Origin of the sequence: Sphingosinicella sp. LHD-64, assembly GCF_031157375.1 — a bacterium.
GTDB lineage: Bacteria > Pseudomonadota > Alphaproteobacteria > Sphingomonadales > Sphingomonadaceae > Allosphingosinicella.
Map to the genome: position 1 here is coordinate 220933 of NZ_JAVIFV010000003.1, position 24245 is coordinate 245177.

The following is a 24245-nucleotide window of genomic DNA, read 5'->3' on the forward strand; positions in this document are numbered from 1 at the left end:
TTTTCATTCCTTCGTCACGGTCCAAGTCATCAGGAAATCGGGGTTGGTGATGACTTCACCGGTACTCCTCAATCTATATTCACCGGGGGCGGCGCGCTCGAGGGTACGGACATCGAAAGGATACTCCCGGACCTTGCCATCGTCGCAATCGATGCGGACGAGAGCGTAAGCCTGTTGATCCTCGATGCTTGCCACACCTGCGAACTGCTCCTGCGTGTAATTCCCATCCTTAGCGAGCCGCGTAATCCCGATCAGGATAACGCGGCCCTCAAGCTCCGAGGGTTCGATCCGTTCAGGCAAGACTGCCATCGATCCCCTTGCAGGCCTCGAGCAACTCCTTGACCGCGTCGACCGAGACCTGGAGGTTGGCCTTCGCCTCGTCGTCCAGCGCGATCTCGACGATCTCCTCGACACCGCCGGCGCCGATGATCACCGGCACGCCGACATAGAGGCCGTCGAGGCCGTATTTGCCCTCGACGAAGGCGGCGCAGGGCAGCAGGCGCTTCTGGTCGCCGAGATAGGCCTCGGCCATGGCGATGCCGCTGGTCGCCGGGGCGTAATAGGCCGAGCCGGTGCCGAGCAGGGCGACGATCTCGCCGCCGCCGCCGCGGGTGCGCTTCACGATCGCGTCGATCCGCTCCTTGGTCGACCTGCCCATCTTGACGAGGTCGGGGACCGGAATGCCGGCGACGGTCGAATACTGGACGACCGGAACCATCGTGTCGCCGTGGCCGCCGAGCACGAAGGTCGTGACATCCCGGGCCGAGACGTTGAACTCGTCGGCGAGGAAATGGCTGAAGCGGGCCGAATCGAGCACGCCCGCCATGCCGACCACCATGTGGTGCGGCAGGCCGGAAAATTCGCGCAGCGCCCAGACCATGGCGTCGAGCGGGTTGGTGATGCAGATCACGAACGCGTTCGGGGCGTTGTTCTTGATGCCCTCGCCGACCGCCTTCATGACCTTGAGGTTGATGCCGAGCAGGTCGTCGCGGCTCATGCCGGGCTTGCGGGCGACGCCGGCGGTGACGATGATGACGTCGGCGCCCTGGATGTCCTTGTAATCGTTGGAGCCGGTGATCTTCGCGTCGAAGCCCTCGATCGGGCCGCACTGGGAAAGATCGAGCGCCTTGCCCTGCGGCACGCCCTCGACCACGTCGAACAGGACGATGTCGCCCAGCTCCTTGGACGCGGCGAGATGCGCGAGCGTCCCCCCGATATTGCCGGCACCGATCAGCGCGATCTTCTTGCGAGCCATGAAGCCCTCCCGTCTTGCAGCGATTCAAAGCGAAGGGGCCGCGGAACGCGGCCAGACGTGGCGCTCGCTTAGACCCGTGATGCGCGAGGGGCAACCGGGGAGGCAGAGAATCTTGGCGCTCGCGCCGAACTACTCGGCGCGGGTCAACACATGGCGGGCGAACTCGCGCGAACCGCCGTCGCGCGTGGCCACCGTATCGGTGACCTCGAGCCGCCCGTCGGGCATCAGCCGGTAGACGGTCCGGCCGCGCTCGGTTTCGACCGAACCCCAGTCGGCGGTGAGCACCTGCCCCTCGACCCGGCCGGAGATGCCGAAGGTCACGCCGCGATTGTCGAACCACTGCGCCTGCCAGCCGCCGGTCTCGACCGGCCGATAGAAGGCCCGCCCCTCGAAGCCGCCGCCGCCCCGGTAACTCAGCTCGAGGAACTTGCCGCCGAGCGCCGGGCGGATATCGAGCGCCGCCTCGCTCGCGGCGCCAAACATCGTTCCCGTCCCCTGCCAGCGCCCCACCAGCCAGGAAAGAGCGCCAAGGTCCTGGGCCGCGGCCGGAACGGCGGCGACCAAAGCCAGCGCGGCGACGGCGCCCCTAAACACCCTGCTCATGTGCCTCGCTCAGGTCCTGATAGAACATCAGCGCATTGTCGTCGGGATCGTAGAAGGTGAGCAGGCGAACCATGCCGGGAATGTCCATGATCGGCCCGTCCTGACGGATGCCGCGCCGGTCGAGCTCGGCCTTGGCCGCGTCGAGGTCGGTGACCCCGAAGGTCAGGGTCGCGCCGCCCTTGCCGCCCGGCTCCTCGACCTCGGACAGGCCGATATTGACCCGCGCGACGCCCGAGGTGAGCTCGCACCAGGCGAGATCGTCCATCCGGTAGATAAGCTCGCCGCCGAACACGTCCAGATACCAGGGGATCGCGCGGTCCAGGCTCTTGACGCTCATCGAGCAGGTCAGGCCGCCATCATAGGTGATCGCCATCGTTTCGCCTCCCGAATCATCCATAAGTTCTATTTTTATATCGCATATACTTTCTGGCGCTGCTAGCAAGAGGCATGATCGATGACGCCGATCTCCTGAGGCTGACCGCGGGGCGCTGGCTGGTGCCGCTGATGGCGCATGTCGCGACGGCCGGGGGCGGCGCGCGCTTCGCGGCGATGCTGGCGCAGATCGGCCTGTCGCGCAGCGCGCTGACGGCGAGTCTGGCGCAGCTCCAGGAGGCTGGCTGGCTCACGCGCAATCCTGGACACGGTCACCCGCTCCGGCCGGAATATGTGCTGACCGCGAAGGGCGAGCTGATCGCCAGGTTCTGCGAGAGTGTGATGCGGCAGCGGACGCGGCTCGGGCTGGAGCCCGGCCAGTTGCCGCGCTGGTCGCTGCCGATCGTCGCGCGGCTGGACGGGGCGCGCACGCGGTTCAATATGCTGCGCACCGAGCTCAGGCCGGTCACGCCCCGTGCCCTGTCGCTGACGCTCAAGCAGATGCTGGCGATCGACCTCGTCGACCGGTCGCTCGAAGACGAATTTCCGCCGATCGCGATCTACGGCCTGACCTCTCGCGGTCAGGATCTCGCCGCCGCGATGCACGGATGACGACAGGAGGCTCCATGCTTTTCGAAGGCATCAACGTCGTGTCCATCGAGGTGCCGGACCTCGCCGCTGCCAAGCATTTCTACGGCGAGGTGCTCGGTCTCGGGACGCCGCTCTACGATCTGCCCGACGCGGGCTGGATCGAGTTCGCCACCGGCAGGGCCGGCGGCAACCTCTCGATCATGACGGCCGGCCCGGGCTGGACCCCGTCGCACACGACCACGATCGTGCTCAACAGCCCCGATTGCCACCAAACCTGCGCCGCGCTTCGCGCCCGCGGCGTCCGCTGCGACGATCCGCAGGTCTTTCCCGGCTATGTCACCTTCGCCAGCTTCTACGACCCCTTCGGGAACCGGCTGCAGATGTGCAGTCCGGCACCGGACGCCTAGGCCGCGCCGACGATGTTCAGGATGTTGCCGTCCGGATCCTTGAACCAGGCGATCTTGTAGCCGTCGTCGGCGACATGGAGATCGCCCTCGGCGCGCATGCCGGGCATGTCGTAATGTTCGAAGGCGACGCCCTTGCGCTTCAGGTCGGCGACCTCGGAATCGATGTCGTCGACCTCCCAGGTGACCGCGGTCGCCTCGTTGGTGCCGGCGAACTCCGAGCGATAGACGTTGATGCTGCTGTCGCCGCTTTTCAGCACGATCAGCTCCTCGCCCTCATTGTCGATCTGCTTCAGGCCGAGCGTGCCGGTGTAGAAATCGCGCGCGCGACCGATGTCGCTGACCGCGAGATTGGCGACGGCGTTGCGGGTTCCAAGCATGGCGTCCTCCTCTGCCGCGGACAATGTCTCGCGCCGGAGGAGGGTTCCGGCGTCTACCGCGCCGGACCTGCCAGCCGTCGAATCATGCCGACCCAGTGATCGATATTCTCGTAGAACGAGCGCTGCGGATTGCGCTCGTCGCGGCCGTGGGCGCGCTCGTCGGTGGGCGAGATGCCCCAGCCCGATTCGACGCCATAGACCGGCACGCCCCTGTTGCGGAAATAGAGGCCATCGGTGGCCCCCGTGCTCATCTGCGGCACGATCGCGACGCCGGGATGGCGGGCGTGGATCTCGGCTGTGAAGGCGCCGACCACGTCCTCGCGCAGCGGCGAGGCATCGGCCGGACGCGCCTCGCGGACCGGCTCGACCGCGACATTGTCGGGGCCTGCGATCTCGCGCAGGATCGCCAGCACCCGCGCCGGATCATGGCCCGGGAACATGCGGCAGTTGACGTTGGCCTGCGCCTGCTGCGGCAGCGCGTTGGGGGCGTGGCCGCCGCTCAGCATGGTCGCGACGCAGCGGGTGCGGGTGAGGCCGACCTCGGTCGGCGAGGCCTCGATCACGTCCGCCGCCGCGCCGTCATTGGGATTGGCGAGCCAGGCGCGGATCGCCGCGGCCAGCGGCGGCTCGGCATTGCGCACACGATCGGCGAGCATCGCCCGCGTCGTCTCGTTCTGCATCGGCTCGAACCGGTAGCGCTCCAGCCGCTCCAGCGTGTGGGCGAGCGCATAGATCGCGTTGTCGGGGCGCGGGCGCGAGCTGTGGCCGCCCGGATTGGTCGCGGTGAAGGTGAAGTCCTGATAGACCTTCTCGGCGGTCTGGATGCCGAAGCCGAGCGGCGTCCCGTCGGCCAGATAGGCGCCGCCGCCGGCATCGGCATTGAGCGCGAAATCGATCGTGGCGACGTCGAACCATTCGTTGGCGGCGAGACGTGCGCCGTCCCCGCCCGTCTCCTCGTCGCCGGTGAACAGGACGAGGATGTCGCGGTCCGGTGCGAAGCCTTCGGCGCGCAGCCGCAGCAGGGCCATCGTGATCGCGACCACGCCCTGCTTGTCGTCGGCGGTGCCGCGCCCGTAGAAATAGCCGTCCGCCGCGCCCAGCTCGAACGGCTCGCGCGACCAGTCCTCGCGGCGCGCGTCGACCACGTCCATATGCGCCATCAGCAGGATCGCCTTGCGGCCCGACGGCCGCGCCGCCGGCCAGCGCAGGGTGAGCGCGGCGGTGTGATCGTCCGGCAGGGTCACGTCATAGGGTCGCACGGTGACATCGGTCAGCCCGCCGGCGCGGAACTGCTCCTGGAGATAATTGGCGAGCTCCGTCATCCGCCCGCGCCCCTGCACGGTCGGGATCGAGATCGCCCGCGCGTAGATTTCCCGCGCCTTCTGGTGCCACGGGTTGGCGGGCTCCATCGCCACCCGGTCCGGCTGGGCGACGGCGGCCGTGGCAAGCAACGCGGCAGCCACCGCGGCGAATCGGGCGAAGCGCATGAAAATTCTCCCTGTTTGGCGGCGCACGATCACCGGAAACGGCGCGGCGTCAAGCGCCCCCAATCCGGAGGCCTACTCAAACATCGGGATTACCACCCGAGAGAGCGCACTGTCCGTTCCATCGGGCTCAATTGACAAACTCGCGCGGCCGAAATCGCGACCTAGGAGCCCTGAGACCAACTGCACGATAATCGGACTCGCTTACCTGAAGGTTCAGTGCTGACCGATAGCACCGTTGAAGGCGGTCTTGCGAAAAGACTGCGGCACTCCAGAACCTTGAGCCAGCAGGTGTACTCATGAATCGACGAATGTCATTTAGCTCATCGACAGTAAGCTCATATGCGGCGCCTTCCGCGTCGCAAGCAATTGCAGTTCGATCAATTTGAGATCTGTCCACAGGCACGCGAGTGGCTAGGTGCTGGGCCAGAAGGTCAAGCTTCTCCACCCATCGCCGTTGTCCCGGGCGGATTCCAGCGGCGATCAGGGCATCTGCCGCTGTCGTGGTAATCGCTGCTTCTATCGACGATCGCCTCCAAAATTCTGGGATGGGATGATCCTCCCATAATCTGATCGCAGCCTCGTGACGCCCCGTCTCAGGTGGGGATGGTGGTGGCACCAACTGATAAAGCAACGCGAGAATCGCAAGAGCATATTGTCCTGGCACGCCAAACTCCGAATTTCAGCAATGACCCAACAAGCGGCTGAGCCATTCCCTACTCCACCCCGTGCCCCTTCGCGAGATAGTCCTCGCTCTGCATCTCCATCAGGCGTGAGGCGGTGCGCTCGAATTCGAAGGCGCCGTCGCCCGTCGGATAGAGCGCCTGCGGTTCGGCATCGGCGGCGGCGAGGAGCTTCACCTTGTGCTCGTAGAGCGCGTCGATCAGCGTCACGAAGCGGGCGGCCTCGTTGCGGTTCTCCGGGCCGAGCTTCGGAATGCCGACGAGGATCACCGTATGGAAATGCCGGGCGATGGCGAGATAGTCGCTGGCGCCCCGCGCCTCGCCGCACAGCCGCTTGAACGAGAAGACGGCGACGCCCTTCAGGCTCTTGGGCACATGCAGCGTCCGCCCGCCGGGGATCGCCAGTTCCTCGGTCGGCACCTTCGCCCGGTCCTCGACCGGATAATCGGTGAGGCGGAAGAAGGCTTCGGAGAGCGCCGCGCTCGCCGCCGGCCCGTTCGGCACATACCAGGTCGGCATGCCGCCGAGACGTTCCAGCCGGTAGTCCGTGGGGCCGTTGAGCGGCAGCACCTCCAGCTTCTGCTCGATCAGCGCGATGAAGGGCAGGAACAATTCGCGGTTGAGCCCGCCCTTGTAGAGATCGCGCGGTGGCCGGTTCGAGGTGGTGATCACGGTCACGCCGGCGTCGAGCAGCTGGATGAACAGCCGCGACAGGATCATCGCGTCGGCGCTGTTGTTGATGATCATCTCGTCGAAGCACAGCAGTTTCGCCTCGGCCGCGACCGCGCGGGCGACCGGCGGGATCGGATCGCCCTCTTCACGCGCCCGGGCGGCGCGCAGCCGATCGTGCATCTCCAGCATGAACTCGTTGAAATGGACGCGGCGCTTGGGTGCGTAGTCGATGGTGTCGAAGGCGAGGTCCATCAGCATGGATTTGCCGCGCCCGACCCCGCCCCACATGTAGATGCCGCCGGGCGGCTGCACCTTCCTGCCCGCGAGCCGCCACAGGATGCTGCCCTTCTTCGGCACCTCGGCGAGCGCGGTGGCCAGCCGGTCGAGCGCAGCGACCGCGCGTTCCTGATCGGCATCGGGCCTGAGCTCGCCCGCCGCGACGAGGGCGCGGTAGCGCTCGCCGACGCGCGTCATGTCGAGGCCTTGCACAACGCGCCGGTGAAGGCGGCGACCAGTTCCTCGCCCTGCACCACCTTGCCCTGCAGGAACACGAGCCGTCCGGTCTCGCGCAGCAGCTCGACCTCGGCATCGAGCGGGGCGCCCGGCCGGGCCGGCGACAGGAAGCGGGTGCTGCAATCGAGCGTCACGCCGCGCGCGACCGACGCGCCGGCGAGCGCGCCGCCGGCGAACATCGCCATGTCGATGAAGGTCAGGATCGCCCCGCCATGGACGATCCCGCCGAGATTGCAGTGCCGTTCCTCGGGAAACATCCGGCAGGTTGCCCGGCCGAGCCCGTCGGCGCGGACGACGAGCTTGCCGACCACCGCGTGGAAACGGCCGTCCTCGGGCAGGTCCCAGGTCCACCAGCCGGGATGATCCGGATCGGGCGCGTGGCGGATCAAAGGGTGGATGTCCATCGACGGTCGAAGCAGCCGCGGCCGGCGTTCGGTGAGGCTAGGCCGCCGCGCGCCGCAGCGCCCCGCCTTCTGCAAGGCGCAGATGCAGGGCATGGGGCGACAGCTCAAGCCCGTTGGGCCAACCCAGCGCCCCCCCCTCGATGAACGCACGCGCGAAATAGGCCGGATCCCGCAACCGTTCGGTCAGGACGGTCCCGCGCGCGATGAGTCCGCCCGCCGACCAGATGCCGACGCTGCCGTCGCTGAAGCCCAGCTCCAGCATCGGATGATCCAGCGGCCTCACCGACACGAGCTTAATCATCGACATCGGCTCCCGGGATCATTTCCATCGGCTCAAGCGCTTCGCCATGCGCCCAGTTTGCCATAAGCGCGTCACGGTGGTCCAGCGCCCACTGACGGACGATGCGCGCGGCCTTCTTCGGCAGATCGCCATGGATGATCTCGCCGTCGGAGATACCGACAAACGCCTCGAAACCCTGGTAGGCGGCGTGAAAATGTGGGGGCGGGTGATCGTCGTGATACATGCGGATGACGATGCCGAAGAAGACCGAGATGATCGGCATCGGCTTCGTCTCCGCTCGAGCTAGACTGCTCTTTCCACCAGCATCTTCTTGGTCTCGGCGATCGCCTTGGCGGGGCTCAGGCCCTTGGGGCAGACGTTCGCGCAGTTCATGATCGTGTGGCAGCGGTAGAGGCGGAACGGGTCTTCGAGGTCGTCGAGCCGCTCGCCGGTATATTCGTCGCGGCTGTCGGCGAGCCAGCGATAGGCCTGGAGCAGGATCGCCGGCCCCAGGAACTTGTCGCTGTTCCACCAGTAGCTCGGGCAGCTCGTCGAACAGCAGGCGCACAGGATGCACTCGTAGAGGCCGTCCAGCTTCGACCGGTCCTCGGGCGACTGCAGCCGCTCCTTGCCCGCCGGCGCCGGCGTCTTGGTCTTCAGCCAGGGCTCGATCGAGGCATATTGCGCGTAGAAATGGGTGAAGTCCGGCACCAGATCCTTGATCACGTCCATGTGCGGCAGCGGCGTGATCCTGACCTCGCCCTTCAGGTCCTCGATCGTGGTGGTGCAGGCGAGGCCGTTCGTGCCGGCCATGTTCATCGAGCAGGAACCGCAAATGCCCTCGCGGCATGAGCGGCGGAAGGTGAGCGTCGAATCCTGCTCGCTCTTGATCTTGATGAGCGCGTCGAGGACCATCGGGCCGCAGCTGTCGAGATCGACCTCGTACGTGTCGTAGCGCGGGTTCTCGCCGCTGTCCGGATCGTAGCGGTAGACCTTGAAGCTCTTTGTGCGCGTCGCCCCGGCCGGGGCGGGATGCGCCTTGCCCTTCTTCGTGATCTTGCTGTTCTTCGGAAGCGTGAATTCGGCCATGGACGTCTCCCCGGTACGTCGGCGGGGATAGCGGCAAGCGCCGCGCGGCTCAATGGCCAAGCGGCGTCACGCCGCCAGCCGCTTTTCCATCAGCAGGCTGGCGATCCGGTGGGTCCGGGCATTGTCGACATCGACCGCATAGGCGCCGTCGTCGAGGATGATGCGCGACGCCCGGATCCCGAACCTCTTGCCGATCCGGCGCATCGCCTCCTCGGTCGTCACCCGGCCGAAGCGCATGCGGACGAGGTTCATGACGCCGAACGCCCGGGCGATCCGCATCGGATTCTTGAAGAACTGGCCACCCTCGCGGAACGCCTCGGCCGCCTTCAGTCCCTGCTGCGACAGCCCGTAGAGATTGCAGTTGGAAAAGCCGCCGTCGCGAAACCGGTAGAAATTGCGCTGCGCCTCGGGATGGGCGGCCTGGATGTCCTCCTTGCGGGCCAGCGCGACCACGGCGTCGTCGCCCGCCCGCAGCCGCGCCGCCACCTGCTCCACCGGCCCGGCCGCGAGCAGGACATTGTCGGCCGTGGTCACGACCACCGGCCCGCTCGCACCTTCGGCGGCGGCATAGACGCTGTCGGCGATGTTGCCGGCCGCCGGCATGAAGCGGACCGGCAACGGCGAGGCCGTCGCAATGGCGGAGAGCTTCTCGTCCGCCCCCGCCTCGACCGAGATGCGGACGCTCGCAATGCCCTCGACCAGCTCCAGCCCGGCCAGCACATGGGCAAGCAGCGGCCTGCCCCGGATCGGCACCAGGCACTTGTGGGTCACTCCGGCCTCGGCGGCGAGCGGATCGAGCCTGCCGTCGCGCTGGGCGGCAAGCACCACGACGACGAGGTCCTTGGCCGTCACGCCGCGCACTCCTCCGGCGCGCCGCGGCCGAACGCCCGCCCCGGCCGCTCGACCGTCTCGATCACCCCCTGACGCAGCAGGCTGTGCGCGACGATGGTCTCGACCAGCTCGGCATGGCTGACGCCGATCGAGCGCGCCGAACGGCTGATCGTCTTCTTCGACCAGAGGTTGCAGGAGAGATTGACCTCCATGAACCTCAAATCACCGGTGGCGGGATCGTAGCGGAACTCGAACCGGCCGTAGTCGAACGGCCACAGTTCCGGCAGCAGCGCTCGGACATGGGTGTCCAGCCGCGCCGCGACCTCCGCGTCCTCGACCCGCTCCAGCGGATCGTCGCCGCCGCCGGAGAGGTTGCGCTTCTCGGCATAGGAGCGCACCTCGTCCGGACGGTCCGGCGGGCGGTAGCCTAGGCTCGGCAGCAGCCACGCCCCGTCCGCACCGACCACCGGCACGGCGAGATCGATCAGCGGCGCATAGGCTTCGAGGATCACGTCGTGCCCGGCCGCGAGCAGCTCTTCGGCATGCTCCCTTGCCGCGGCCCAACCGTCATGAATACGCACGCCCCACGAGGCCGAGCTCGCATTGGGCTTCACCACCAGCCGGTCCCAGGCGAAGGCCGGCTCCGGCACCCCGCTTTGCCCCTGGCGGACGATCGCCCAGGGGGTCACCGGCACGCCGCGCCGCTCGGCGACGCATTTCATCAGATGCTTGTCGTCCGAAAGGCCGCGCAGGATCGGCGAGGCGCCGAGGAACGGCAGCGCGTGCCGGCGCAGCAACAGCGGCGCCAGCATCTCGCTGTTCACGAACCCGCCGCGGTTGAGCAGGGTGACGACGAAATCCGCGTCCGGGCGGTCGAACAGGGCCTCATAGCTGTTCGCCGCGACCACGTTGAGGCCGACCTGGCGGAGCGTGGTCAGCATCTCGTGATGGTAGACGGCATGGGTGCCGTCCACCGCGTCCGGCTGGCCGCCGGCCAGCGCGTGCTTGGCAAGGAACAGGACCTTCAACCGCGCCTTGTCGGCCGCGGGAACCGACAGGATCGCCGGATGGGGCGGCGCCGATACGCGCGGCGACGCGCCCCAGAGGAGGGCAAGCCGCTCGTCGGGCGCGGTGCGGTGGCGGACGTCCATGGGGCCTGACTAGCCCGCAGGTGTGACCGGGTAAGGACGAAGCCGTGAAAGCTGTGCGACAGTGCGGTTACGGACGCTGCCAGTCCGCCACCGGCCAGCCCCGCTCGGCGGCGAGCCGGGCCAGCTTGCGCGACGGATTGACCGCCATCGGTTCGTCCGCCCATTCGAACACCGGGCGGTCCGAGGAGCTGTCGGAATAGAAGCGGACCGCCAGCCCGTCCCGCACCAGCGCCTCGCGGATCAGGAACTGCTCGACCGCGGCGAGCTTGCTGTTGCCATAGACGTTGGCGCCGGCCAGCCCCGGGCCGACCCGCCCGTCGTCGCCCACCCGCACCTGCGTCGCGACCACGAAATCGAAGCCCAGCTGCCGGGCGATCGGCGCCGCATAGACTTCGTGTGCGGCGGTCGCGAGCACGAGCCTTGCCCCGTCCGCGCGATCCCTTTCGATCTGCGCCCGGGCACCCGGCCGGATGTTGCGCGCCAGCGTCGCCGCGGTGAAGGCGTCGATCGCCCGCGCCATCCGCGCCGCCGGCACGCGTCCCAGCATCACCGCCCACATCGCCGATTTCAGCTGGTCGCGATCGAACGCGCCGAGCTTGTGCGCGATCATCAGCAGGGGGACGAGCGGCACGAGCAGCAGCCGCGCCGGCGCGATCAAAGCCGCGCTCTTCAGCAGGAACAGCGAATAGGTGGGCCGCCAGCTCACGGTGCGGTCGAGGTCGTAGATGGCAAGCAGCTGCCGGCCCTCAGCCATGCTGCGCTTCCGCGATCAGGCGGGTGGCGAGCGCGTGGTCCTCGACCTTGTCGACGTCGATGCAGGCGACCGGGTCGCTGAGCTCGACGGCAGTGGCCGTCAGACCCAGCCGCTTGCCCGCCAGACGAAGGGCCTGTTTGAGCGACAGGAGCCGCAGCCCCACCCCGGCAAGCAACAGCGGCCCGAACGCCGCAACGATCTTGCCGCCCTTCTTGCGGTGCGCCTCGATCTCGCGCCAGAACGCGATCGCGATCCGCGCGCGCGCGTTCGAGAGCAGGAACAGATTGGCGCCGGAATAAGCGCCGGCACGGAAGCGGATCCAGGTGCGCCGGCCGTCGAACCGGGTGCGGTAGAGCCGCTCCTCGACCATAGCGACGGCCAGATCGGTGCCGGCCGCCCTCGCCCTGTCCAGAAACTCGTCGATCATCGCGCGGGTCAGCAGCGGATGATCGCCGGTCGTGACCAGCACCGGCTGGTCCGGCGTCGGCGTCCCCATCGCGTCGAGCACGGTCTGGCTGATCGTGCTCGCGCCGGCCGCGAAGGTGACCTTGGGATGCCCGGTCAGCCAGGCGCAGCCCGGATCGGCGCCGAGGACGGCGGCATCGGCGCCGAGGATGGTGACCCGGCCGATCGCCGGATGCCCGACCAGCGTCCGCGCGATCCGCGACAGCATCGGCTCGCCGGCCAGCGGCACCAGCACCTTCAGCGGAACATGGAAATGGTCGGCAAGCGCGTCCGGCCCGGGCCGCTGGCCCGCGAGCAACAAGGCGTGGACGGAACCGGCGGGCGCGATCATCGCGCGCCCATAGCCAAGCGCCTCCCTGTCATCAATCTTTCACGACGCCTTCGCCGGCCGGCAAAGAATGCGCGCGCTTCCCCGCGAAAGCTGTTAGCAGACCGCCAAGAGGGACAATGACCGATCAGCTTTCGACCGCGCCGACCGTCGCCGTGATCGGCGACAATCCGACCCGCCTGTGGGGCATCAGCATGACCGAACGCACCCGCCGCATCGCGCGCGCGGCGAAGCTCGGCTGGGCCGAACCCGGCGTCGACGGCGCCGCCCCGGCCGCGCCGGTCGTGCTCGTCAATCCGGCCTTCGCCTTCGATCCCGGCTGGCTGCGCCATGTCGCGGCGCATCCCGGCCTTGCGCTGACCAAAGGCGGCGTGCCGGTGCTGGCCCATGCGACGAGCGACGCCACCGCGGCGGCAGTTGCCGGCGCGATGCAGGACGGCACGGTGCTCGACGCGCCGGGGCTGGAGACCGTCGCCTATGAAAGCGGGCCGACGCTGGAGAACGAGGAGCTGCGCAAGCGCGAGGTGCCGTTCCTCGACCGGCTGGAGCCCGCCACGGTGCGGTCGCTCGAGCGGGCAAGCTATGCCGGCGCCTACAAGGGCGTGACCGACCTGCTCACCAAATATCTCTGGCCGGAATGGGCGCTGGTCCTCACCCGGCTCGCGGCGCGGATCGGGATGACGCCCAATATGGTGACGTCGGTCGGCGCGATCCTCTGCGTCATCGCCACGATCTGCTTCTTCAGGGGCTGGTACTGGACCGGGCTCGGGCTCGGGCTCGTTTTCATGGTGCTCGACACGGTCGACGGCAAGCTCGCCCGTTGCACCATCACCTCGTCCTGGTGGGGCAACATCTTCGACCACGGCATCGATCTCATCCATCCGCCGATCTGGTGGTATGCCTGGGGCGTCGGGCTCGGCGCCGTCGGGCTGGCCCTTACCGACACGATGTTCTGGACGGTGATGGCGGTGATGCTCGCCGGCTATGTGCTCCAGCGGCTGATCGAAGGCGCCTTCATCCAGCAGTTCGGCATGCACATCCATGTGTGGCGCAAGTTCGATTCGGACTTCCGGCTGGTCACGGCGCGGCGCAACCCGAACATGGTGATCCTGTTCGCCTCGCTGCTGTTCGGACGCCCGGACGTCGGGCTGATCGCGGTGGCGGTGTGGACAATGCTCTCGCTCGTCGTCCACCTGGTCCAGCTGGTTCAGGCCTTCATCGCGCGGGCGCGGGGCCAGAAGCTGGTTTCCTGGCTGGCGACGGACGCCTCGGCCAGCACCTGAACGATCTCCTCGGCGGCACGGGCCGGCGCGGCGGCGGTTGCGTCGCCGAGCGCCCGCGCGACGAAGGCCGTCTGGAACGGTTCGTAGAGCGGGTGCCGTCCCGCCGCCGCCTCGATCGTCGGCCAGAACGCTGCGTGATCGCGCACGACATCGCCGCAGCCCTGATAGTCCTCCGCGCCCTCGCGCCACGACATGTTCGGTGCCTCGAGCAGCACGCAGGGACGGGGCCGGGCGAGATATTCGACGATCTGGCTGGAAACGTCGCCGACATAGAGATCGGCCATCTCGGTATAGCTGCCGTCGACCATCGCGAAGCTGCCGGTATCGACATGGACGTGCGGTGCCTCTCCGGCCGCCGCGAGCACCGCGAGCGCACCGGGATCGCGCTCGAACAGGCGCTGATGCGGCGCGAGCACGACATTGTAGCGATCCTGCGCCACCAGCCTTTCGACGATCTCGCGCCCCCAGTCCCACCAGGACGAGCAGTAACGCTGCCAGTGCGGCGTGTAGAGAAGCACCGGCCGGTCGTCGGCGAAGAGATCGCCGCGGCGCAGCGACGGCCGGAAGCTCGCCTTGGCGTAGCCGGTCTCGACGATCCGCTCGGCGCGGATGCCATGGGCGAGATGATCGGTCGTGTGGAACCCGCTCGGCACCAGCAGCCGCGCGGCGTAGCGCAGCCGCCCGTCGCGATTGTAGTTGAGCGGCCCGGCGCCATGAACGGTGAACAGATAGCGCGCCTTTGCGGGCAGCAGCCGTGGCAGCCAAAGGCTGGTCTGCTCGGCGCAGACCACGACACGCGTCCCGATCAGCCGCGGCGCGAGCCGCGCCAGCATCGGCATCTTTGCCGGCAGCGGCGGATTGCGGCCGGGCTCGAAGCCATTGAGTTTCAGGAAACCGGGCGCCCGCCGCAACCGCACGTTGCGATGCTGCGGCCCCAGCCAGTCGGCGACCAGGTCCTCATGGGCGGAGGTGCTGACCCACAGGTCGATCGGCAGATCGGGCCGTCGCCGGGCCAATGCGTCGACAATCGGCCACAGATGCGGCGCGAGCAGCATCTCGCCAAGGAACAGGAATGCAACATCGCTGCGGCCCATGGCCTTCCTACTTCACGCTACGGCACGCCACGACCACTGGACGATTCTAACCCTTCCAACCCGCAATATGCTCGACGCGGTCGATCTCCACCCAATGGCCCTTGTCGATCACCACGCCGTGGACGGGGCCAGTCTTCGCCAAGTCGTCGATGATCGCATGGTGGAAGCTCTGGATGCCGTTCTCGGCACGCATCGCCTTGTCGAGCCCGGCCCGGTACACGCCGCCGTCGTCGACGCTCGCGATGACGCCGAGGGAATGGAAACGGGCACGCGACGGATTGAGCGTCTTCGCCACCTGACGCACCAGTCCTGCCTCCATTTCCACCAGCATTTCGTCCAGAACCGGCGAAACCATCGGCTCGACGAAAAGGTTCACACCCTGCTGAATTCGCGACAGGCCGTCTGAAATCAGCGTCGGCTCGTAGACCGTGTCGCCGTTCAGGATCGCATAGCGGCCCTCGAGCAGGTCGCGGGCCGCCCAGACGCTGGAGATGCTGCTCGACACCGCCCAGAACGGGTTAAAACGCAGTTCCACGTCGTCGCCGCGCGCCGCGAGATGGTCCGCGAGGCGATCGATGCGATAGCCGCCGACGACGATGCGGCGCTTGACCCCGGCCGCGGCAAGCGCGTCGAGCTGGTGATCGACGATCGCGCGGCCGCCGACCTCGATCAGGCATTTCGGCCGGTCGGCGGTGAGCGGCAGCAGCCGCGTGCCCTTGCCGGCGTTCAGCAGGATGGCGGTGTCGATCATCGGCGGAGCGCCTAGCCGCCAATTATGGCGAGACTTGGAAGGCACGCATGCTAGGAATTGCCTGATGAATGTCAGGCACTGCCACAATATCGACGACTTCCGGCGGCTGGCGAAGCGGCGGCTGCCCGGGCCGGTGTTCGACTATATCGACGGCGGCGCCGACGACGAGGTGACCCTCAAACGCAATACCGCCGCCTTCGACGATTGCGATCTCGTCCCCAACGTGCTCGCCGGGGTCACCGACATCGACATGTCGGTCACCGTCATGGGCCGCAGGATCGAGATGCCGCTGATGCTCTCGCCGACCGCGATGCAGCGGCTGTTCCACTGGGAGGGCGAGCGTGCCGTCGGCCGGGCGGTCGAGAAGTTCGGCACCTGGTTCGGCATCTCGACGATCGGCACGGTGAGCATCGAGGAGATCGGCCGGACGGTTTCCACGCCCAAGCTCTTCCAGCTCTACGTCCACCGCGATCCCGGCCTCAACCGCGCGCTCGTCCAGCGCTGCAAGGACGCCGGCTTCGATGCGATCGCACTCACCGTCGACACGATCGTCGGGGGCAACCGCGAGCGCGACCTCCGCACCGGCTTCACCACGCCGCCGCGCTGGACGCCGCGATCACTGGCGAGCTTCGCCGCCCATCCCGGCTGGACCTTCGACTATCTGCTGAGGGAACCCTTCGCGCTCGCCAATGTGAGGGACTTCGTGACGGACGGCAGCTCGGTCGCCTCGGGAGTCGCCGAATATATCGACAAGATGTTCGATCCGGCGATGGACTGGAAGGCGGCCGAGGCGATCCGGGCGGACTGGGGCGGCCCGTTCGCCCTCAAGGGCGTGATGTCGGTCGCCGACGCCCGCCGCGCCGTCGAGATCGGGGCGAGCACGATCTACGTCTCCAACCATGGCGGCCGCCAGCTGGACGGCAGCCGCGCCCCGTTCGACCAGCTCGCCGAGATCGTCGACGCAGTCGGCGACAAGCTGGAGGTGATCTGCGACGGCGGCATCCGCCGCGGCAGCCACGTGCTGAAGGCGCTCAGCGTCGGCGCCACCGCCTGCTCGGGCGGCCGCCTCTATCTCTACGCGCTGGCGGCCGGCGGCCAGGCCGGCGTCGAGTGCGCGCTCGGCAAGCTCCAGGCCGAGATCGCCCGCGGCATGCGCCTCATGGGCGTCACCCGGATCGACCAGCTCTCCCGCGACAACCTGCGCTGGCGCTAGGCTGTCGCCGGGCAGGGCCCCTGCCCTTCGCCCGACGAGGGCACGATGATCACCACCCGCCGGTTCTCCGCCCGGCCGGTGCGGGTCGTGTTGCTCTCGATCGGCCGGGTGTCGCCGAATCCCTCGGCGCGCAGCAGCCCGCGCGCCATGCCGCCTTCGACCAGCGCATTGGCGACGACGAGCGCGCGGCGCTCGGACAGCTGCTGGTTGTACTCGGCCGTGCCGGTGCTGTCGGCATGGCCCTCCACCCGCGCGCTGCGGATCTCGACCGCGCACAAGGCCGTGGCGATCCGGCGCAGGGCCTCGGCCTGGACTGGATCGATTTCGCTGCCGTCGGTTGGGAAGAGCAGCCGGCTCGACATGTCGAACAGCCACGCCTCGTCGCCCTCGACGAAGCCCTGCGCCTGCAGCACCGCCTCTTGCGCGGGATTGAGACCGGCCTGGGGCGGCGGCATGGTCTGGCAGCCCGCCAGCGCCAAGGCGACAAGAACAAGACAACGACCCGGTATCGACATCACGTCAACTCCCACAGTCACTCGGCCCCGTCCGCAGCGCGGACGCGGCGCTTCTTCTCGGCATACATCGCCCGGTCGGCCTTGCGCAGCAGCGCCGCCGCATCGCGGCCATGTTCGGGATAGAGCGCGATCCCGGCGCTCAGCGCCGGCCGGACCTCGCTGCCGTCGGGCAGCGTGAACGGGCGCTGCGACGTCCCGGCGATCTCGGCGGCCATCGGTCCCGACCGCGCTGCGGCATCGTCGCCGACCAGCAGCACGACGAACTCGTCGCCGCCGACTCGTGCCACCACGTCGGCGGCGCCTGCGCAGGCCCTGATCCGCATCGCCATTTCGACCAGCACGGCATCGCCGGCGGCATGGCCGTGCCGGTCGTTCACTGCCTTGAAGCCGTCGCCGTCGACATAGATCAGGCCGACCGTCGCTTCCGCCGTCTCCGCCTCCTCGAGCGCCCGGGCGATCTGGTTCTCGAAGAAGGCGCGGTTGGGCAGGCCGGTCAGCGCGTCGTGGGTGGCGCGGTAGGCGAGCGTCTCGTGCTCCGATTCCACATGCGATCGCCACGCCTCGAGCTCGGCGAGCAGCGCATTGAAGTCGTCGCCCAGCGAATCGATTTCGGCGATCTCCGCCCCCGGCACCCGCCGCTCGAAGGCGCGCTCGGCACGGACCTCGTGCGCCACGCGGGCGATCGCCGCGAGCGGATCGGCGACGGTGCGCTGCAGGCGACGCGACAGCGCCCGGCCGACGACGGCGATGATGAGGAGGCAGGCCAGCATGCCGGCGAGGCCGCGCAGCAGCAGATGCGCCAGCCCCGCGCCGCTGCCCCTGAGCTCGACCTCGCCGATGCGCTGGCCCTGATAGGTGACCGGCGCCACCGCTGGCGCGAGCATGGCGAGCCCGCGCACGATGCGTTCGCCCGGGAAATGCAGCCCGTTCGCCTCCGATCGCCAGGCGTACATCTCGCGACCGTCGGTCGTGCGGACGACGAGCAGCTCGACGTCCCCGGTCCGCACGACCGGGGCCAGCGCCTCGGCCAGCGCAATGCGATCCTCGAACACCAGCGCCGCTTCGGCCGTGTAGGCGGCGGCCTGGGCGGTGAGCCGCACCTCCTTCTGCGCATAGTCGCGGGCGGCGAGATAGCCGACCAGCAGCATCGCGAAGGCCGACAGGGTCACGGCGAACAGGGTCACCCGCGCATGGACGCGGGCGAGCGCGTCGCGGATGGTGGGACGGGGCGCCGGCGCACTCATAGCGGGTCTCCCACGGCGCCGGACAGGCGCAACACGCGGGGGTCGACGCGGACCCGGCTGCGCGACACGGCATCGAGATTGAGGTCGAGGCCGACCTCGGCGCGCGCCACGCGCAGGCAGAACATCGCGCCGGCCCGACATTGTGGATCGGCCTCGTCGATCGTCACCACCGCCTGGCCGCGCATCCGGCCGAGCAGCGCGACGCGATCGGCTGCGGCCATCGATCCGAGATAGACCGCGTCACAATCCTCGGCGCGGGCGGCCGGCGCGGCGATCCGCCGAACGGTGGTCCGGGGGCCAGGCCCTGCTGCCGCGCCGATCTGCCCTGCGAAGCGCGGCGCCCCGGCGATGCAGATGCGAACCACCGGGGGCGAAGCGGGCCAGCGGCTGTAACCGAGAATGCCGTGAACGATGCGCGCCACCGCTTGCGGCTGGCCGGCCGGACCGGCGCCCACGCGCGCCTGGGCAAGGCTGACCGCGGCCTCCTCGGCCGCCGCCCCCGACACCGCCAGCATTGCCGACAGGAACGCAACAAATGTCGATCGAACCGGCAACGCCCCCTCCCGCATGTCGGGGAGACCATCTCCATCAGCGGCAGGGGGCGCCTTTAGCCGGAACGGCTCCGGAATGCTATGCCGTGGTTACCGGCGTCTCAACCGTTTCGGGGTCATCGGTGCGGCCGCCCCAGTTCAGGTTGCGGGTGACGTACATCACCGCGGCCAGCGCCACGAAGAGCATCAGCGACCCGATCAGCAGCGAATAGGCCTCGAGGCTGAGCAGCACGTAGAGCACCGCATAGAGGCCGGCGAGCAGCGCGCCGATGAACGCGGCCCGCCGCCAGCTCTTCAGCACCGCCGCCGAATAGGCGGTGTTGAGCGCTGCGATCGCGCCCGCGGCGACCAGATAGGCCGGCGCGAAGCCGATCACCTCGGCGAAGGCGAGCAGCAGCACGAAGAACAGCACCAGCCCGGCGCCGACCAGCAGATACTCGACCCCGGAGACGCGCACGCCGCCGATCACGTCGAACATCAGGAAGGCGAGGAAGGTGAAGCCGATGAACAGGAAGCCGTATTTGGTCGCACGATTGACCTGCGAATAGAGATCGACCGGCTGGACCAGGTCGATCTGTGCGAGCTGCCCGCCGGGCGGAGTTGCGCCGCGCGGCCCATATTCGTCCGTGACGACGGGCGGCGGCGGGGCGGCACCGGGCGCACCGGTGGAGACCAGCGACTGGCCGAGCGCGAGATTGCCGACCCGATAGACGGCGTTGAAGCCGTCGGCGGTCACCGTCCGATCGGAGGGAAGGAAGCTGCCCTGGAAGCTCGGATGCGGCCAGGCGGAGTGGACGCGCCAGCGCGTGTCGCCCGCCTGCGGCGCCAGGCTCAGCGACCCGTTGCCGCGGAACTCATATTCGAAATCGACGAGGATCGGCTGGCCGGCCAGCGCGCCGGCGTCGAGCCAGGCGAAGAAGCCCCGCCCGCCGGTCGCGCCGCTGCCGCCGCCCGGCTGAAGTCGCAGCGTCCGTCCGCCGACCCGGATGCGCGGATTGGCGCCGAGCCCGCGCGGATCGGTGAGGCCGAAGCGCAGCTCGGCGCGGGTGAGGTCCATGTCCGCGACCGCGACCGCGAGCTGCGACAGATCGGCCGGCATGGCGAAGCGCGCCCGCCCGCGCACCCGGCTGTCATAGACGACGACCTCGTAGATCGACCGCGCCCGGCGCTCGGGCCGGACCTCGGTCGAAAGGTCGGCAATTTCGGGCGACAGGGTCAACTCGCGCTGCACCTGGCGCGACCGGGTGACCTGCTGGCCGTTCTCGGTGACGGTCTCGCTGGTCGTGGCGCGATAGGGGATGACGAGCGTCGGCCCGGCGATCACCTGCGGCCCGCCCCACCCCTCGGCGATGCTGGAGCGCGCGAATTCCGACTGCTGCTGCCGGTCGTAGACCAGCAGCCAGACGGTGAAGAGCGGGAAGGAAAGCAGGAAGCCGATGAAGATGGCGAGCGCCAGCTTCGTCCCGGGCGACCGGTCCGTGGAAAGTAGCGACATGTTGGACGACTCCTTTTGTGGACTCAACTCGTCGTATGTAATGCACGGTTCATCGTCAAGTTCCCTGCGATGAGCCGTTTTCACGCAGGTTCGCCGGATGCGTCCGCCCACCCTCCTCCCCCTCGCCTTCCTCGCCGCCTGCGGCGCCTCTGTGGACAGCGCGGCGCCGCCGGCGACCGGCACCTCGACGGAGATGCCGGTGGGCGCCGTCGTGCTGCCGGCGGCAAGCGTGCCGACGATCCTGCAGCAATGCTCCCGCCAGTCTCCGACCGCGGGCGAGGGCGGCTGGCAGCCGTCGGCGGGCGAGATCGTCGCGCTGGAGGCGGCCGCCGCCGCGGCGCTGCGCGCGCGGCAGGAGACGAACGACCCCGACTGGTCGCGCTTCCCGGACAACTGGCGGCGGCAATATGTCGGGCTCGTGCGCGGCGGCCGGCGCTTCATCTACGGCAACGCGTACCCGCGCGACGTCGACCGCCACGCCCGCGACTCCGGTCAATGGCGGCGCGAGCCAGTGATCGTGTGCGACGGCGGCCCGTCCTTCTTCGGCGTCGAATATGATGTCGAGGCGGGCCGGATCACCCAGCTCGCCTTCAACGGCGGGTTCTGAGGCCGATCGTCACCCCGGCGCAGGCCGGGGTCCAGCCCTTCAGGCAAACATTACAGCCTTCATCTGGATACCGGCCTTCGCCGGTATGACGAACCAACGGAACAGATCGCCTAGCCGATCAGCCGCGCCCGCTGCTCGTCGCTGAGCAAAGCGCAATAGTCGGCCTTGCCGAACCAGCGGTAGCGATTGGCGGCGACCCGGTCGTAGAGCCAGTCACGCAGACTCTCCGGCAGCACGCCCATCGCCCTCAGCAGCCGCCACCAGCCGCCGAGCACCGAGAACAGCGCGAGATAGCCCGCACTCTTGGTGAACGCCCGCCCGTCGCACAGGAACAGATAGGTGTCGTCCATCGCCAGCCCGTAATGGCGGTAGAGCGCCGCGCCGAGCGCGCCCTGCGCCGAGGCCATGTCGACGCGACGCTCGCGGTCGTGCCGCATGATGAAGGCGGCCCCGCCCGAGCAGAGCACGCAGACGGCGTCGAACACGAACAGCGGCCTCTCGCCGAAGTCCGGCACGGCGGGATCGTCGCGCCAGGACCAGAGCTTGCCGGCCAGCTCAGGCATCGGCGCCCTCGACGATCACCGAAATGTCCAGCCCGTCCAGGGCGGCCAGATAGGTGTCGAGATCGACGAGATCGAGGCACGCCCGCGCCCCCGCCGGCACCGCCGCGCCGGCCGCAAGCCGCTTCGCGAGAAGGATCGCGGGCATGCAGGGAATATAGGGCCCGTGCCCCGAACGGGCGATCAGGAAGAAGCGGATCGTCTTCGCCGCGCCGGCGGTATCGGTGCCGGCCAGATAGACGTGCATACCGCTGCGCCCCGATCCCAGCGGATCGAACAGGAAGGCGGCGCGGAGCAGGAACGGCGCCATCCGGTCGAGCGACGGCAGCAGCCGGGCGCGGACCAGACCGGAGAGCGCCCAGGTGCCGAGGTGGAGCGGGGCGACCTCGTGGCCCGCCGAGAAGCGGACGGTGCGAAGCTCCGGCCAGCGCGCCGGGAAGAGGTCGAGATCGGGAATGTCGCAATTGCCGAACCAGCGCCGGCCGAGCTCGGGATAGGTTTCGACGTGGAGGTCCTGCCAGCCATGGACCGTGACCCAGTCGCCGTCGCGCAGTGCCCGGAACGGCTGGCCGATATAGCTCAGGACGGCCGAAGCGGTGGCGAGGCCGCGATTGGTCTGCTGCGCCGCGCTGATCCCGTAATCGACGCTGTCGAGCCGGGCGAAGTCGCCGCGATAGCGGTCGATCACCGCGGCGCTGAGGCACGGCACCGAGCTTGCGCCGGTGACGATCGCGACGCCGGCCGCGCGCGCCCGTTCGTCGAGTGCGCCGATCCCGCCGACGAAGGCGCGGGCGTCGGCAAGGTCGAGATAGTGCGCGCCCGCCGCGATGCAGGCCTCGGCGACGCGATAGCTCTGCTTCTGGAACGGCCCGACGGTGTGGATCACCACCTCCGCCCGCGCCGCCGCGAGCGCCGCGCCGACATCGCCGTCGATGTCGATCGCAACGGCCTCGGCCGGGTTCACCGCCTCGAGCCGGTCAAGGAACGCAGCCGCCTTGTCACGCGAACGCCCGCCGACGAGCAAGGTCACGTTCGGATCGGCGGCGAGCCGGCGGGCGATGCAGGACCCGAAATTGCCGTAGCCGCCGATGACGAGGACGCGGGCGGTCACGACGGCTTCGCCACCATCAGGAAGAAGACCGCGACGAGGCCGATGAAGGCCGGCCAGCCGAGCGCGAACCACCAGCGGAACAGCCGGTCGAACAGCGCCGCGTCGAACGGCCCGCCCGCGACCTTGGCGGCGAGCATCCGCGCCATCCGCGCCTGGATCCATACCACCGGCAACCAGCAGACACCGGCGAGGACGTAGAGCGCATAGGTCCACATCAGCCAGGCCTCGGTCCCGTCGAGCCCGGTGCGCGCCGCCAGCCAGGCGCCGCTCAGCGGCTGCACGATCACCGCCGGCAGGGTGAACAGGAAATCTGCCCGCACCGTCGCGCGCGCCGCCTGCAGCCGCGCCGCGTCACCGGCGTTGCGCGCCGACCAGAAGAAGAAGGCGGTGCCGAGCCCGGTGCCGAACAGGATCGTGGCGCTGAGGATGTGGATCGTCTTGACGAGGATGTAGCTGTCCACGTTTGGCCAAACTCCGGTTCGGGCTGAGCCTGTCGAAGCCCTGCCCCTCCCCTAAAGAAGAAAGACGGCCCTTCGACAAGCTCTGGGCGAACGGAAATGCGCAGCCAAAATCCCAGGACACTCGTCAGGCCGACGGGCCGTGCCGCCCGCTGGCTCGACAAGCCACGCCCCTTTTCGTCACTCCCGCGAAAGCGGGAGTCCAGCTCAGTTGAAGGAAGCGGGATTCCCGCTTTCGCGAGAATGACGGTAAGAGGGGGCGCCTCGATCCGGAGGACTGTCCCTGATGGCCATTCGCATCTCTCGCGCCTTCGCCGTCCATCCGGGCGACTGGCTGCGCAGCGAGATCGTCGCGCCCAATGGCCTCAACGTCACGGAGGCCGCGCGCCATCTCGGCGTGACCCGCCAGGCGATGAGCAACCTCCTCAACGCCCGCGCCGGCCTCTCCGCCGACATGGCGATCCGCTTCGAAAAGGCCTTCGGCGTGAAGGCGGACACGCTGCTTCGGATGCAGACGGCCTATGAGCTGGCAGGGGCGCGGGCGAATGAGCGCGAGATACGGGTGGAGCGGTTCAGGAAGGCGGCGTGATCGCGCAAAGCGCTTAGCCAAGTAGTTCAGAACCGTTCCTTTACGCCCGCTTGCTTCAGAATCGCGTTGGCCGTGAACCGCTTGCGTGTTCCCATATCGAGCGCGAAATTGCGATCGGTGATCGGGCTGTGCCAGATTTCATGGTCGCCTTTGCCGTGCCGCACGAACGTGCAGCCATTGTCGAGCAGAATGCGCTTGAGCTCGCGACCATAGGGTCCACCCATCAGGCGGCGACCGGCATCGTGCTTTCGTGGAAGGCAACGAGGCGCAGCGCGTGCGGGCCCTGGCGACGATCCTCGTCGATCAGATGCGCGTTGTCGGCGATCAGTTCCGGCATCACCGCCATTGCCCGCTCCCGCAGCCGCTCGAGCGTATCGCCCTCGGTCACCAGCCCGGGCACGTCGCAGTCAAGCGTGTACCAGACCTTCGCCTCGGGATCATATCCGGCGTGAAGGGTCCAGATGGCCATATGCTCACTCCTCTCGGAGAATATGGATGCGAGCGTGGTGGTTGGC

General features: G+C 68.6%; 32 protein-coding genes. 6 read left to right on the top strand and 26 right to left on the bottom strand.

What is annotated here, in order from left to right; genetic code table 11:
• Positions 1-3: 3 nt before the first annotated feature.
• The 4 genes from RCO27_RS08965 to RCO27_RS08980 form a co-directional block, all read right to left on the bottom strand.
• Entirely contained in the window at positions 4-309 is a 306-nt protein-coding gene (locus tag RCO27_RS08965; protein ID WP_309002331.1) for a hypothetical protein, read from the bottom strand.
• Positions 293-1255 (bottom strand): malate dehydrogenase, encoded by a 963-nt coding sequence (gene mdh / locus RCO27_RS08970; protein ID WP_309002332.1) that lies wholly within the window; start codon positions 1253-1255, stop codon positions 293-295. Before mdh ends, RCO27_RS08965 begins: the two co-directional genes overlap by 17 nt.
• A gap of 129 nt (positions 1256-1384) precedes the next feature.
• Positions 1385-1858, bottom strand: a complete 474-nt coding sequence (locus RCO27_RS08975; RefSeq protein WP_309002333.1) for a hypothetical protein — start codon at positions 1856-1858, stop codon at positions 1385-1387.
• A complete protein-coding gene (locus RCO27_RS08980) occupies positions 1842-2231 on the bottom strand; it encodes a VOC family protein (RefSeq protein WP_309002334.1) in 390 nt (129 codons plus the stop codon). The genes RCO27_RS08975 and RCO27_RS08980 overlap by 17 nt, the downstream gene beginning before the upstream one ends.
• 74 nt (positions 2232-2305) lie before the next feature.
• On the opposite strand from RCO27_RS08980, the gene RCO27_RS08985 reads away from it, so the two are divergent.
• Positions 2306-2842, top strand: coding sequence for a winged helix-turn-helix transcriptional regulator (locus tag RCO27_RS08985; protein ID WP_309002335.1), 537 nt, complete (start codon positions 2306-2308; stop codon positions 2840-2842).
• 14 nt (positions 2843-2856) lie between these two features.
• On the top strand, positions 2857-3228 hold the full coding sequence (locus RCO27_RS08990) for a VOC family protein (RefSeq protein WP_309002336.1): 372 nt from the start codon (positions 2857-2859) through the stop codon (positions 3226-3228).
• Here RCO27_RS08990 and RCO27_RS08995 read toward each other — a convergent pair.
• The 11 genes from RCO27_RS08995 to RCO27_RS09045 all read right to left on the bottom strand — a co-directional run bounded on the left by RCO27_RS08995 (position 3225) and on the right by RCO27_RS09045 (position 12262).
• On the bottom strand, positions 3225-3605 hold the full coding sequence (locus tag RCO27_RS08995; RefSeq protein ID WP_309002337.1) for a VOC family protein: 381 nt from the start codon (positions 3603-3605) through the stop codon (positions 3225-3227). The two genes, RCO27_RS08990 and RCO27_RS08995, sit on opposite strands and share 4 nt — an antisense overlap.
• 53 nt (positions 3606-3658) lie before the next feature.
• Positions 3659-5092, bottom strand: a complete 1434-nt coding sequence (locus RCO27_RS09000; RefSeq protein WP_309002338.1) for a M20/M25/M40 family metallo-hydrolase — start codon at positions 5090-5092, stop codon at positions 3659-3661.
• Between the two features lie 713 nt (positions 5093-5805).
• Complete coding sequence (gene zapE, locus RCO27_RS09005) at positions 5806-6918, bottom strand: cell division protein ZapE (RefSeq protein WP_309002339.1); 1113 nt, start codon at positions 6916-6918, stop codon at positions 5806-5808.
• The gene (locus RCO27_RS09010; protein WP_309002340.1) at positions 6915-7361 is read right to left on the bottom strand and encodes a PaaI family thioesterase; all 447 of its coding nucleotides are present in this window, start codon (positions 7359-7361) and stop codon (positions 6915-6917) included. Before RCO27_RS09010 ends, zapE begins: the two co-directional genes overlap by 4 nt.
• A 37-nt stretch (positions 7362-7398) precedes the next feature.
• Positions 7399-7662, bottom strand: a complete 264-nt coding sequence (locus RCO27_RS09015; RefSeq protein ID WP_309002341.1) for a DUF2442 domain-containing protein — start codon at positions 7660-7662, stop codon at positions 7399-7401.
• The gene (locus RCO27_RS09020) at positions 7655-7924 is read right to left on the bottom strand and encodes a DUF4160 domain-containing protein (protein ID WP_309002342.1); all 270 of its coding nucleotides are present in this window, start codon (positions 7922-7924) and stop codon (positions 7655-7657) included. The genes RCO27_RS09015 and RCO27_RS09020 overlap by 8 nt, the downstream gene beginning before the upstream one ends.
• A gap of 20 nt (positions 7925-7944) precedes the next feature.
• Positions 7945-8730 (bottom strand): succinate dehydrogenase iron-sulfur subunit, encoded by a 786-nt coding sequence (locus RCO27_RS09025; RefSeq protein ID WP_309002343.1) that lies wholly within the window; start codon positions 8728-8730, stop codon positions 7945-7947.
• Between the two features lie 66 nt (positions 8731-8796).
• Positions 8797-9582, bottom strand: a complete 786-nt coding sequence (locus RCO27_RS09030; protein WP_309002344.1) for an NTP transferase domain-containing protein — start codon at positions 9580-9582, stop codon at positions 8797-8799.
• The gene (locus tag RCO27_RS09035; RefSeq protein ID WP_309002345.1) at positions 9579-10712 is read right to left on the bottom strand and encodes a phosphoribosylglycinamide synthetase; all 1134 of its coding nucleotides are present in this window, start codon (positions 10710-10712) and stop codon (positions 9579-9581) included. Before RCO27_RS09035 ends, RCO27_RS09030 begins: the two co-directional genes overlap by 4 nt.
• Positions 10713-10779: 67 nt before the next feature.
• Positions 10780-11466, bottom strand: coding sequence for an HAD-IB family phosphatase (locus RCO27_RS09040; RefSeq protein WP_309002346.1), 687 nt, complete (start codon positions 11464-11466; stop codon positions 10780-10782).
• Complete coding sequence (locus RCO27_RS09045; RefSeq protein WP_309002347.1) at positions 11459-12262, bottom strand: NTP transferase domain-containing protein; 804 nt, start codon at positions 12260-12262, stop codon at positions 11459-11461. Before RCO27_RS09045 ends, RCO27_RS09040 begins: the two co-directional genes overlap by 8 nt.
• 116 nt (positions 12263-12378) lie before the next feature.
• Between RCO27_RS09045 and RCO27_RS09050 the strand changes: the two genes are divergently transcribed.
• On the top strand, positions 12379-13542 hold the full coding sequence (locus tag RCO27_RS09050) for a CDP-alcohol phosphatidyltransferase family protein (RefSeq protein WP_309002348.1): 1164 nt from the start codon (positions 12379-12381) through the stop codon (positions 13540-13542).
• Here RCO27_RS09050 and RCO27_RS09055 read toward each other — a convergent pair.
• Both RCO27_RS09055 and RCO27_RS09060 read right to left on the bottom strand, forming a co-directional pair.
• Positions 13467-14636, bottom strand: a complete 1170-nt coding sequence (locus tag RCO27_RS09055) for a hypothetical protein (RefSeq protein WP_309002349.1) — start codon at positions 14634-14636, stop codon at positions 13467-13469. The genes RCO27_RS09050 and RCO27_RS09055 overlap by 76 nt on opposite strands.
• A 46-nt stretch (positions 14637-14682) precedes the next feature.
• The gene (locus RCO27_RS09060; RefSeq protein WP_309002350.1) at positions 14683-15387 is read right to left on the bottom strand and encodes a sugar phosphate nucleotidyltransferase; all 705 of its coding nucleotides are present in this window, start codon (positions 15385-15387) and stop codon (positions 14683-14685) included.
• A gap of 64 nt (positions 15388-15451) precedes the next feature.
• Here RCO27_RS09060 and RCO27_RS09065 point away from each other — a divergent pair, with 64 nt between their 5' ends.
• On the top strand, positions 15452-16600 hold the full coding sequence (locus RCO27_RS09065; protein WP_309002351.1) for an alpha-hydroxy acid oxidase: 1149 nt from the start codon (positions 15452-15454) through the stop codon (positions 16598-16600).
• Here RCO27_RS09065 and RCO27_RS09070 read toward each other — a convergent pair.
• The 4 genes from RCO27_RS09070 to creD form a co-directional block, all read right to left on the bottom strand.
• The gene (locus RCO27_RS09070; protein ID WP_309002352.1) at positions 16597-17055 is read right to left on the bottom strand and encodes an OmpA family protein; all 459 of its coding nucleotides are present in this window, start codon (positions 17053-17055) and stop codon (positions 16597-16599) included. The genes RCO27_RS09065 and RCO27_RS09070 overlap by 4 nt on opposite strands.
• 77 nt (positions 17056-17132) lie before the next feature.
• Positions 17133-18359, bottom strand: a complete 1227-nt coding sequence (locus tag RCO27_RS09075; protein ID WP_309002353.1) for a diguanylate cyclase domain-containing protein — start codon at positions 18357-18359, stop codon at positions 17133-17135.
• The gene (locus RCO27_RS09080) at positions 18356-18874 is read right to left on the bottom strand and encodes a YfiR family protein (RefSeq protein ID WP_309002354.1); all 519 of its coding nucleotides are present in this window, start codon (positions 18872-18874) and stop codon (positions 18356-18358) included. The genes RCO27_RS09075 and RCO27_RS09080 overlap by 4 nt, the downstream gene beginning before the upstream one ends.
• Positions 18875-18989: 115 nt before the next feature.
• Positions 18990-20405: a cell envelope integrity protein CreD gene (gene creD, locus RCO27_RS09085; RefSeq protein ID WP_309002355.1), complete on the bottom strand. Its 1416-nt coding sequence runs from the start codon at positions 20403-20405 to the stop codon at positions 18990-18992.
• 97 nt (positions 20406-20502) lie between these two features.
• Here creD and RCO27_RS09090 point away from each other — a divergent pair, with 97 nt between their 5' ends.
• Positions 20503-21012 carry a hypothetical protein gene (locus RCO27_RS09090; RefSeq protein ID WP_309002356.1) on the top strand — a complete coding sequence of 170 codons (510 nt, stop codon included), beginning with the start codon at positions 20503-20505 and terminating at the stop codon, positions 21010-21012.
• Positions 21013-21122: 110 nt separating this feature from the next.
• On the opposite strand, the gene RCO27_RS09095 is transcribed toward RCO27_RS09090, so the two are convergent.
• From RCO27_RS09095 to RCO27_RS09105, 3 genes are read right to left on the bottom strand one after another with little or no spacing between them, the layout of a single operon-like run.
• Positions 21123-21575 (bottom strand): DCC1-like thiol-disulfide oxidoreductase family protein, encoded by a 453-nt coding sequence (locus RCO27_RS09095; RefSeq protein WP_309002357.1) that lies wholly within the window; start codon positions 21573-21575, stop codon positions 21123-21125.
• The gene (locus RCO27_RS09100) at positions 21568-22683 is read right to left on the bottom strand and encodes a saccharopine dehydrogenase NADP-binding domain-containing protein (RefSeq protein ID WP_309002358.1); all 1116 of its coding nucleotides are present in this window, start codon (positions 22681-22683) and stop codon (positions 21568-21570) included. Before RCO27_RS09100 ends, RCO27_RS09095 begins: the two co-directional genes overlap by 8 nt.
• Complete coding sequence (locus RCO27_RS09105) at positions 22680-23144, bottom strand: DUF2269 domain-containing protein (protein WP_309002359.1); 465 nt, start codon at positions 23142-23144, stop codon at positions 22680-22682. The genes RCO27_RS09100 and RCO27_RS09105 overlap by 4 nt, the downstream gene beginning before the upstream one ends.
• Positions 23145-23427: 283 nt before the next feature.
• On the opposite strand from RCO27_RS09105, the gene RCO27_RS09110 reads away from it, so the two are divergent.
• Positions 23428-23730 (top strand): HigA family addiction module antitoxin, encoded by a 303-nt coding sequence (locus tag RCO27_RS09110; protein ID WP_309002360.1) that lies wholly within the window; start codon positions 23428-23430, stop codon positions 23728-23730.
• 26 nt (positions 23731-23756) lie between these two features.
• Here RCO27_RS09110 and RCO27_RS09115 read toward each other — a convergent pair whose 3' ends face one another.
• Both RCO27_RS09115 and RCO27_RS09120 read right to left on the bottom strand, forming a co-directional pair.
• Positions 23757-23954 (bottom strand): type II toxin-antitoxin system HicA family toxin, encoded by a 198-nt coding sequence (locus tag RCO27_RS09115; protein WP_309002361.1) that lies wholly within the window; start codon positions 23952-23954, stop codon positions 23757-23759.
• Positions 23954-24199, bottom strand: coding sequence for a DUF1902 domain-containing protein (locus RCO27_RS09120; RefSeq protein WP_309002362.1), 246 nt, complete (start codon positions 24197-24199; stop codon positions 23954-23956). Before RCO27_RS09120 ends, RCO27_RS09115 begins: the two co-directional genes overlap by 1 nt.
• Positions 24200-24245: the final 46 nt, after the last annotated feature.

Bases quoted from the DNA above. Each gene is read 5' to 3' on its own strand.
- creD (WP_309002355.1), bottom strand. From the start codon at position 20,405: ATGTCGCTACTTTCCACGGACCGGTCGCCCGGGACGAAGCTGGCGCTC.
- RCO27_RS08985 (WP_309002335.1), top strand. From the start codon at position 2,306: ATGATCGATGACGCCGATCTCCTGAGGCTGACCGCGGGGCGCTGGCTG.
- RCO27_RS09035 (WP_309002345.1), bottom strand. From the start codon at position 10,712: ATGGACGTCCGCCACCGCACCGCGCCCGACGAGCGGCTTGCCCTCCTC.
- RCO27_RS08990 (WP_309002336.1), top strand. From the start codon at position 2,857: ATGCTTTTCGAAGGCATCAACGTCGTGTCCATCGAGGTGCCGGACCTC.
- RCO27_RS09095 (WP_309002357.1), bottom strand. From the start codon at position 21,575: ATGCCTGAGCTGGCCGGCAAGCTCTGGTCCTGGCGCGACGATCCCGCC.
- RCO27_RS08975 (WP_309002333.1), bottom strand. From the start codon at position 1,858: ATGAGCAGGGTGTTTAGGGGCGCCGTCGCCGCGCTGGCTTTGGTCGCC.
- RCO27_RS09080 (WP_309002354.1), bottom strand. From the start codon at position 18,874: ATGCTGGCGGTGTCGGGGGCGGCGGCCGAGGAGGCCGCGGTCAGCCTT.
- zapE (WP_309002339.1), bottom strand. From the start codon at position 6,918: ATGACGCGCGTCGGCGAGCGCTACCGCGCCCTCGTCGCGGCGGGCGAG.
- RCO27_RS08980 (WP_309002334.1), bottom strand. From the start codon at position 2,231: ATGGCGATCACCTATGATGGCGGCCTGACCTGCTCGATGAGCGTCAAG.
- RCO27_RS09115 (WP_309002361.1), bottom strand. From the start codon at position 23,954: ATGGGTGGACCCTATGGTCGCGAGCTCAAGCGCATTCTGCTCGACAAT.
- mdh (WP_309002332.1), bottom strand. From the start codon at position 1,255: ATGGCTCGCAAGAAGATCGCGCTGATCGGTGCCGGCAATATCGGGGGG.
- RCO27_RS09000 (WP_309002338.1), bottom strand. From the start codon at position 5,092: ATGCGCTTCGCCCGATTCGCCGCGGTGGCTGCCGCGTTGCTTGCCACG.
- RCO27_RS08965 (WP_309002331.1), bottom strand. From the start codon at position 309: ATGGCAGTCTTGCCTGAACGGATCGAACCCTCGGAGCTTGAGGGCCGC.
- RCO27_RS09050 (WP_309002348.1), top strand. From the start codon at position 12,379: ATGACCGATCAGCTTTCGACCGCGCCGACCGTCGCCGTGATCGGCGAC.
- RCO27_RS09045 (WP_309002347.1), bottom strand. From the start codon at position 12,262: ATGATCGCGCCCGCCGGTTCCGTCCACGCCTTGTTGCTCGCGGGCCAG.
- RCO27_RS09120 (WP_309002362.1), bottom strand. From the start codon at position 24,199: ATGGCCATCTGGACCCTTCACGCCGGATATGATCCCGAGGCGAAGGTC.
- RCO27_RS09060 (WP_309002350.1), bottom strand. From the start codon at position 15,387: ATGATCGACACCGCCATCCTGCTGAACGCCGGCAAGGGCACGCGGCTG.
- RCO27_RS09040 (WP_309002346.1), bottom strand. From the start codon at position 11,466: ATGGCTGAGGGCCGGCAGCTGCTTGCCATCTACGACCTCGACCGCACC.
- RCO27_RS08995 (WP_309002337.1), bottom strand. From the start codon at position 3,605: ATGCTTGGAACCCGCAACGCCGTCGCCAATCTCGCGGTCAGCGACATC.
- RCO27_RS09090 (WP_309002356.1), top strand. From the start codon at position 20,503: ATGCGTCCGCCCACCCTCCTCCCCCTCGCCTTCCTCGCCGCCTGCGGC.
- RCO27_RS09010 (WP_309002340.1), bottom strand. From the start codon at position 7,361: ATGGACATCCACCCTTTGATCCGCCACGCGCCCGATCCGGATCATCCC.
- RCO27_RS09015 (WP_309002341.1), bottom strand. From the start codon at position 7,662: ATGATTAAGCTCGTGTCGGTGAGGCCGCTGGATCATCCGATGCTGGAG.
- RCO27_RS09110 (WP_309002360.1), top strand. From the start codon at position 23,428: ATGGCCATTCGCATCTCTCGCGCCTTCGCCGTCCATCCGGGCGACTGG.
- RCO27_RS09065 (WP_309002351.1), top strand. From the start codon at position 15,452: ATGAATGTCAGGCACTGCCACAATATCGACGACTTCCGGCGGCTGGCG.
- RCO27_RS09020 (WP_309002342.1), bottom strand. From the start codon at position 7,924: ATGCCGATCATCTCGGTCTTCTTCGGCATCGTCATCCGCATGTATCAC.
- RCO27_RS09055 (WP_309002349.1), bottom strand. From the start codon at position 14,636: ATGGGCCGCAGCGATGTTGCATTCCTGTTCCTTGGCGAGATGCTGCTC.
- RCO27_RS09070 (WP_309002352.1), bottom strand. From the start codon at position 17,055: ATGCCGCCGCCCCAGGCCGGTCTCAATCCCGCGCAAGAGGCGGTGCTG.
- RCO27_RS09075 (WP_309002353.1), bottom strand. From the start codon at position 18,359: ATGAGTGCGCCGGCGCCCCGTCCCACCATCCGCGACGCGCTCGCCCGC.
- RCO27_RS09025 (WP_309002343.1), bottom strand. From the start codon at position 8,730: ATGGCCGAATTCACGCTTCCGAAGAACAGCAAGATCACGAAGAAGGGC.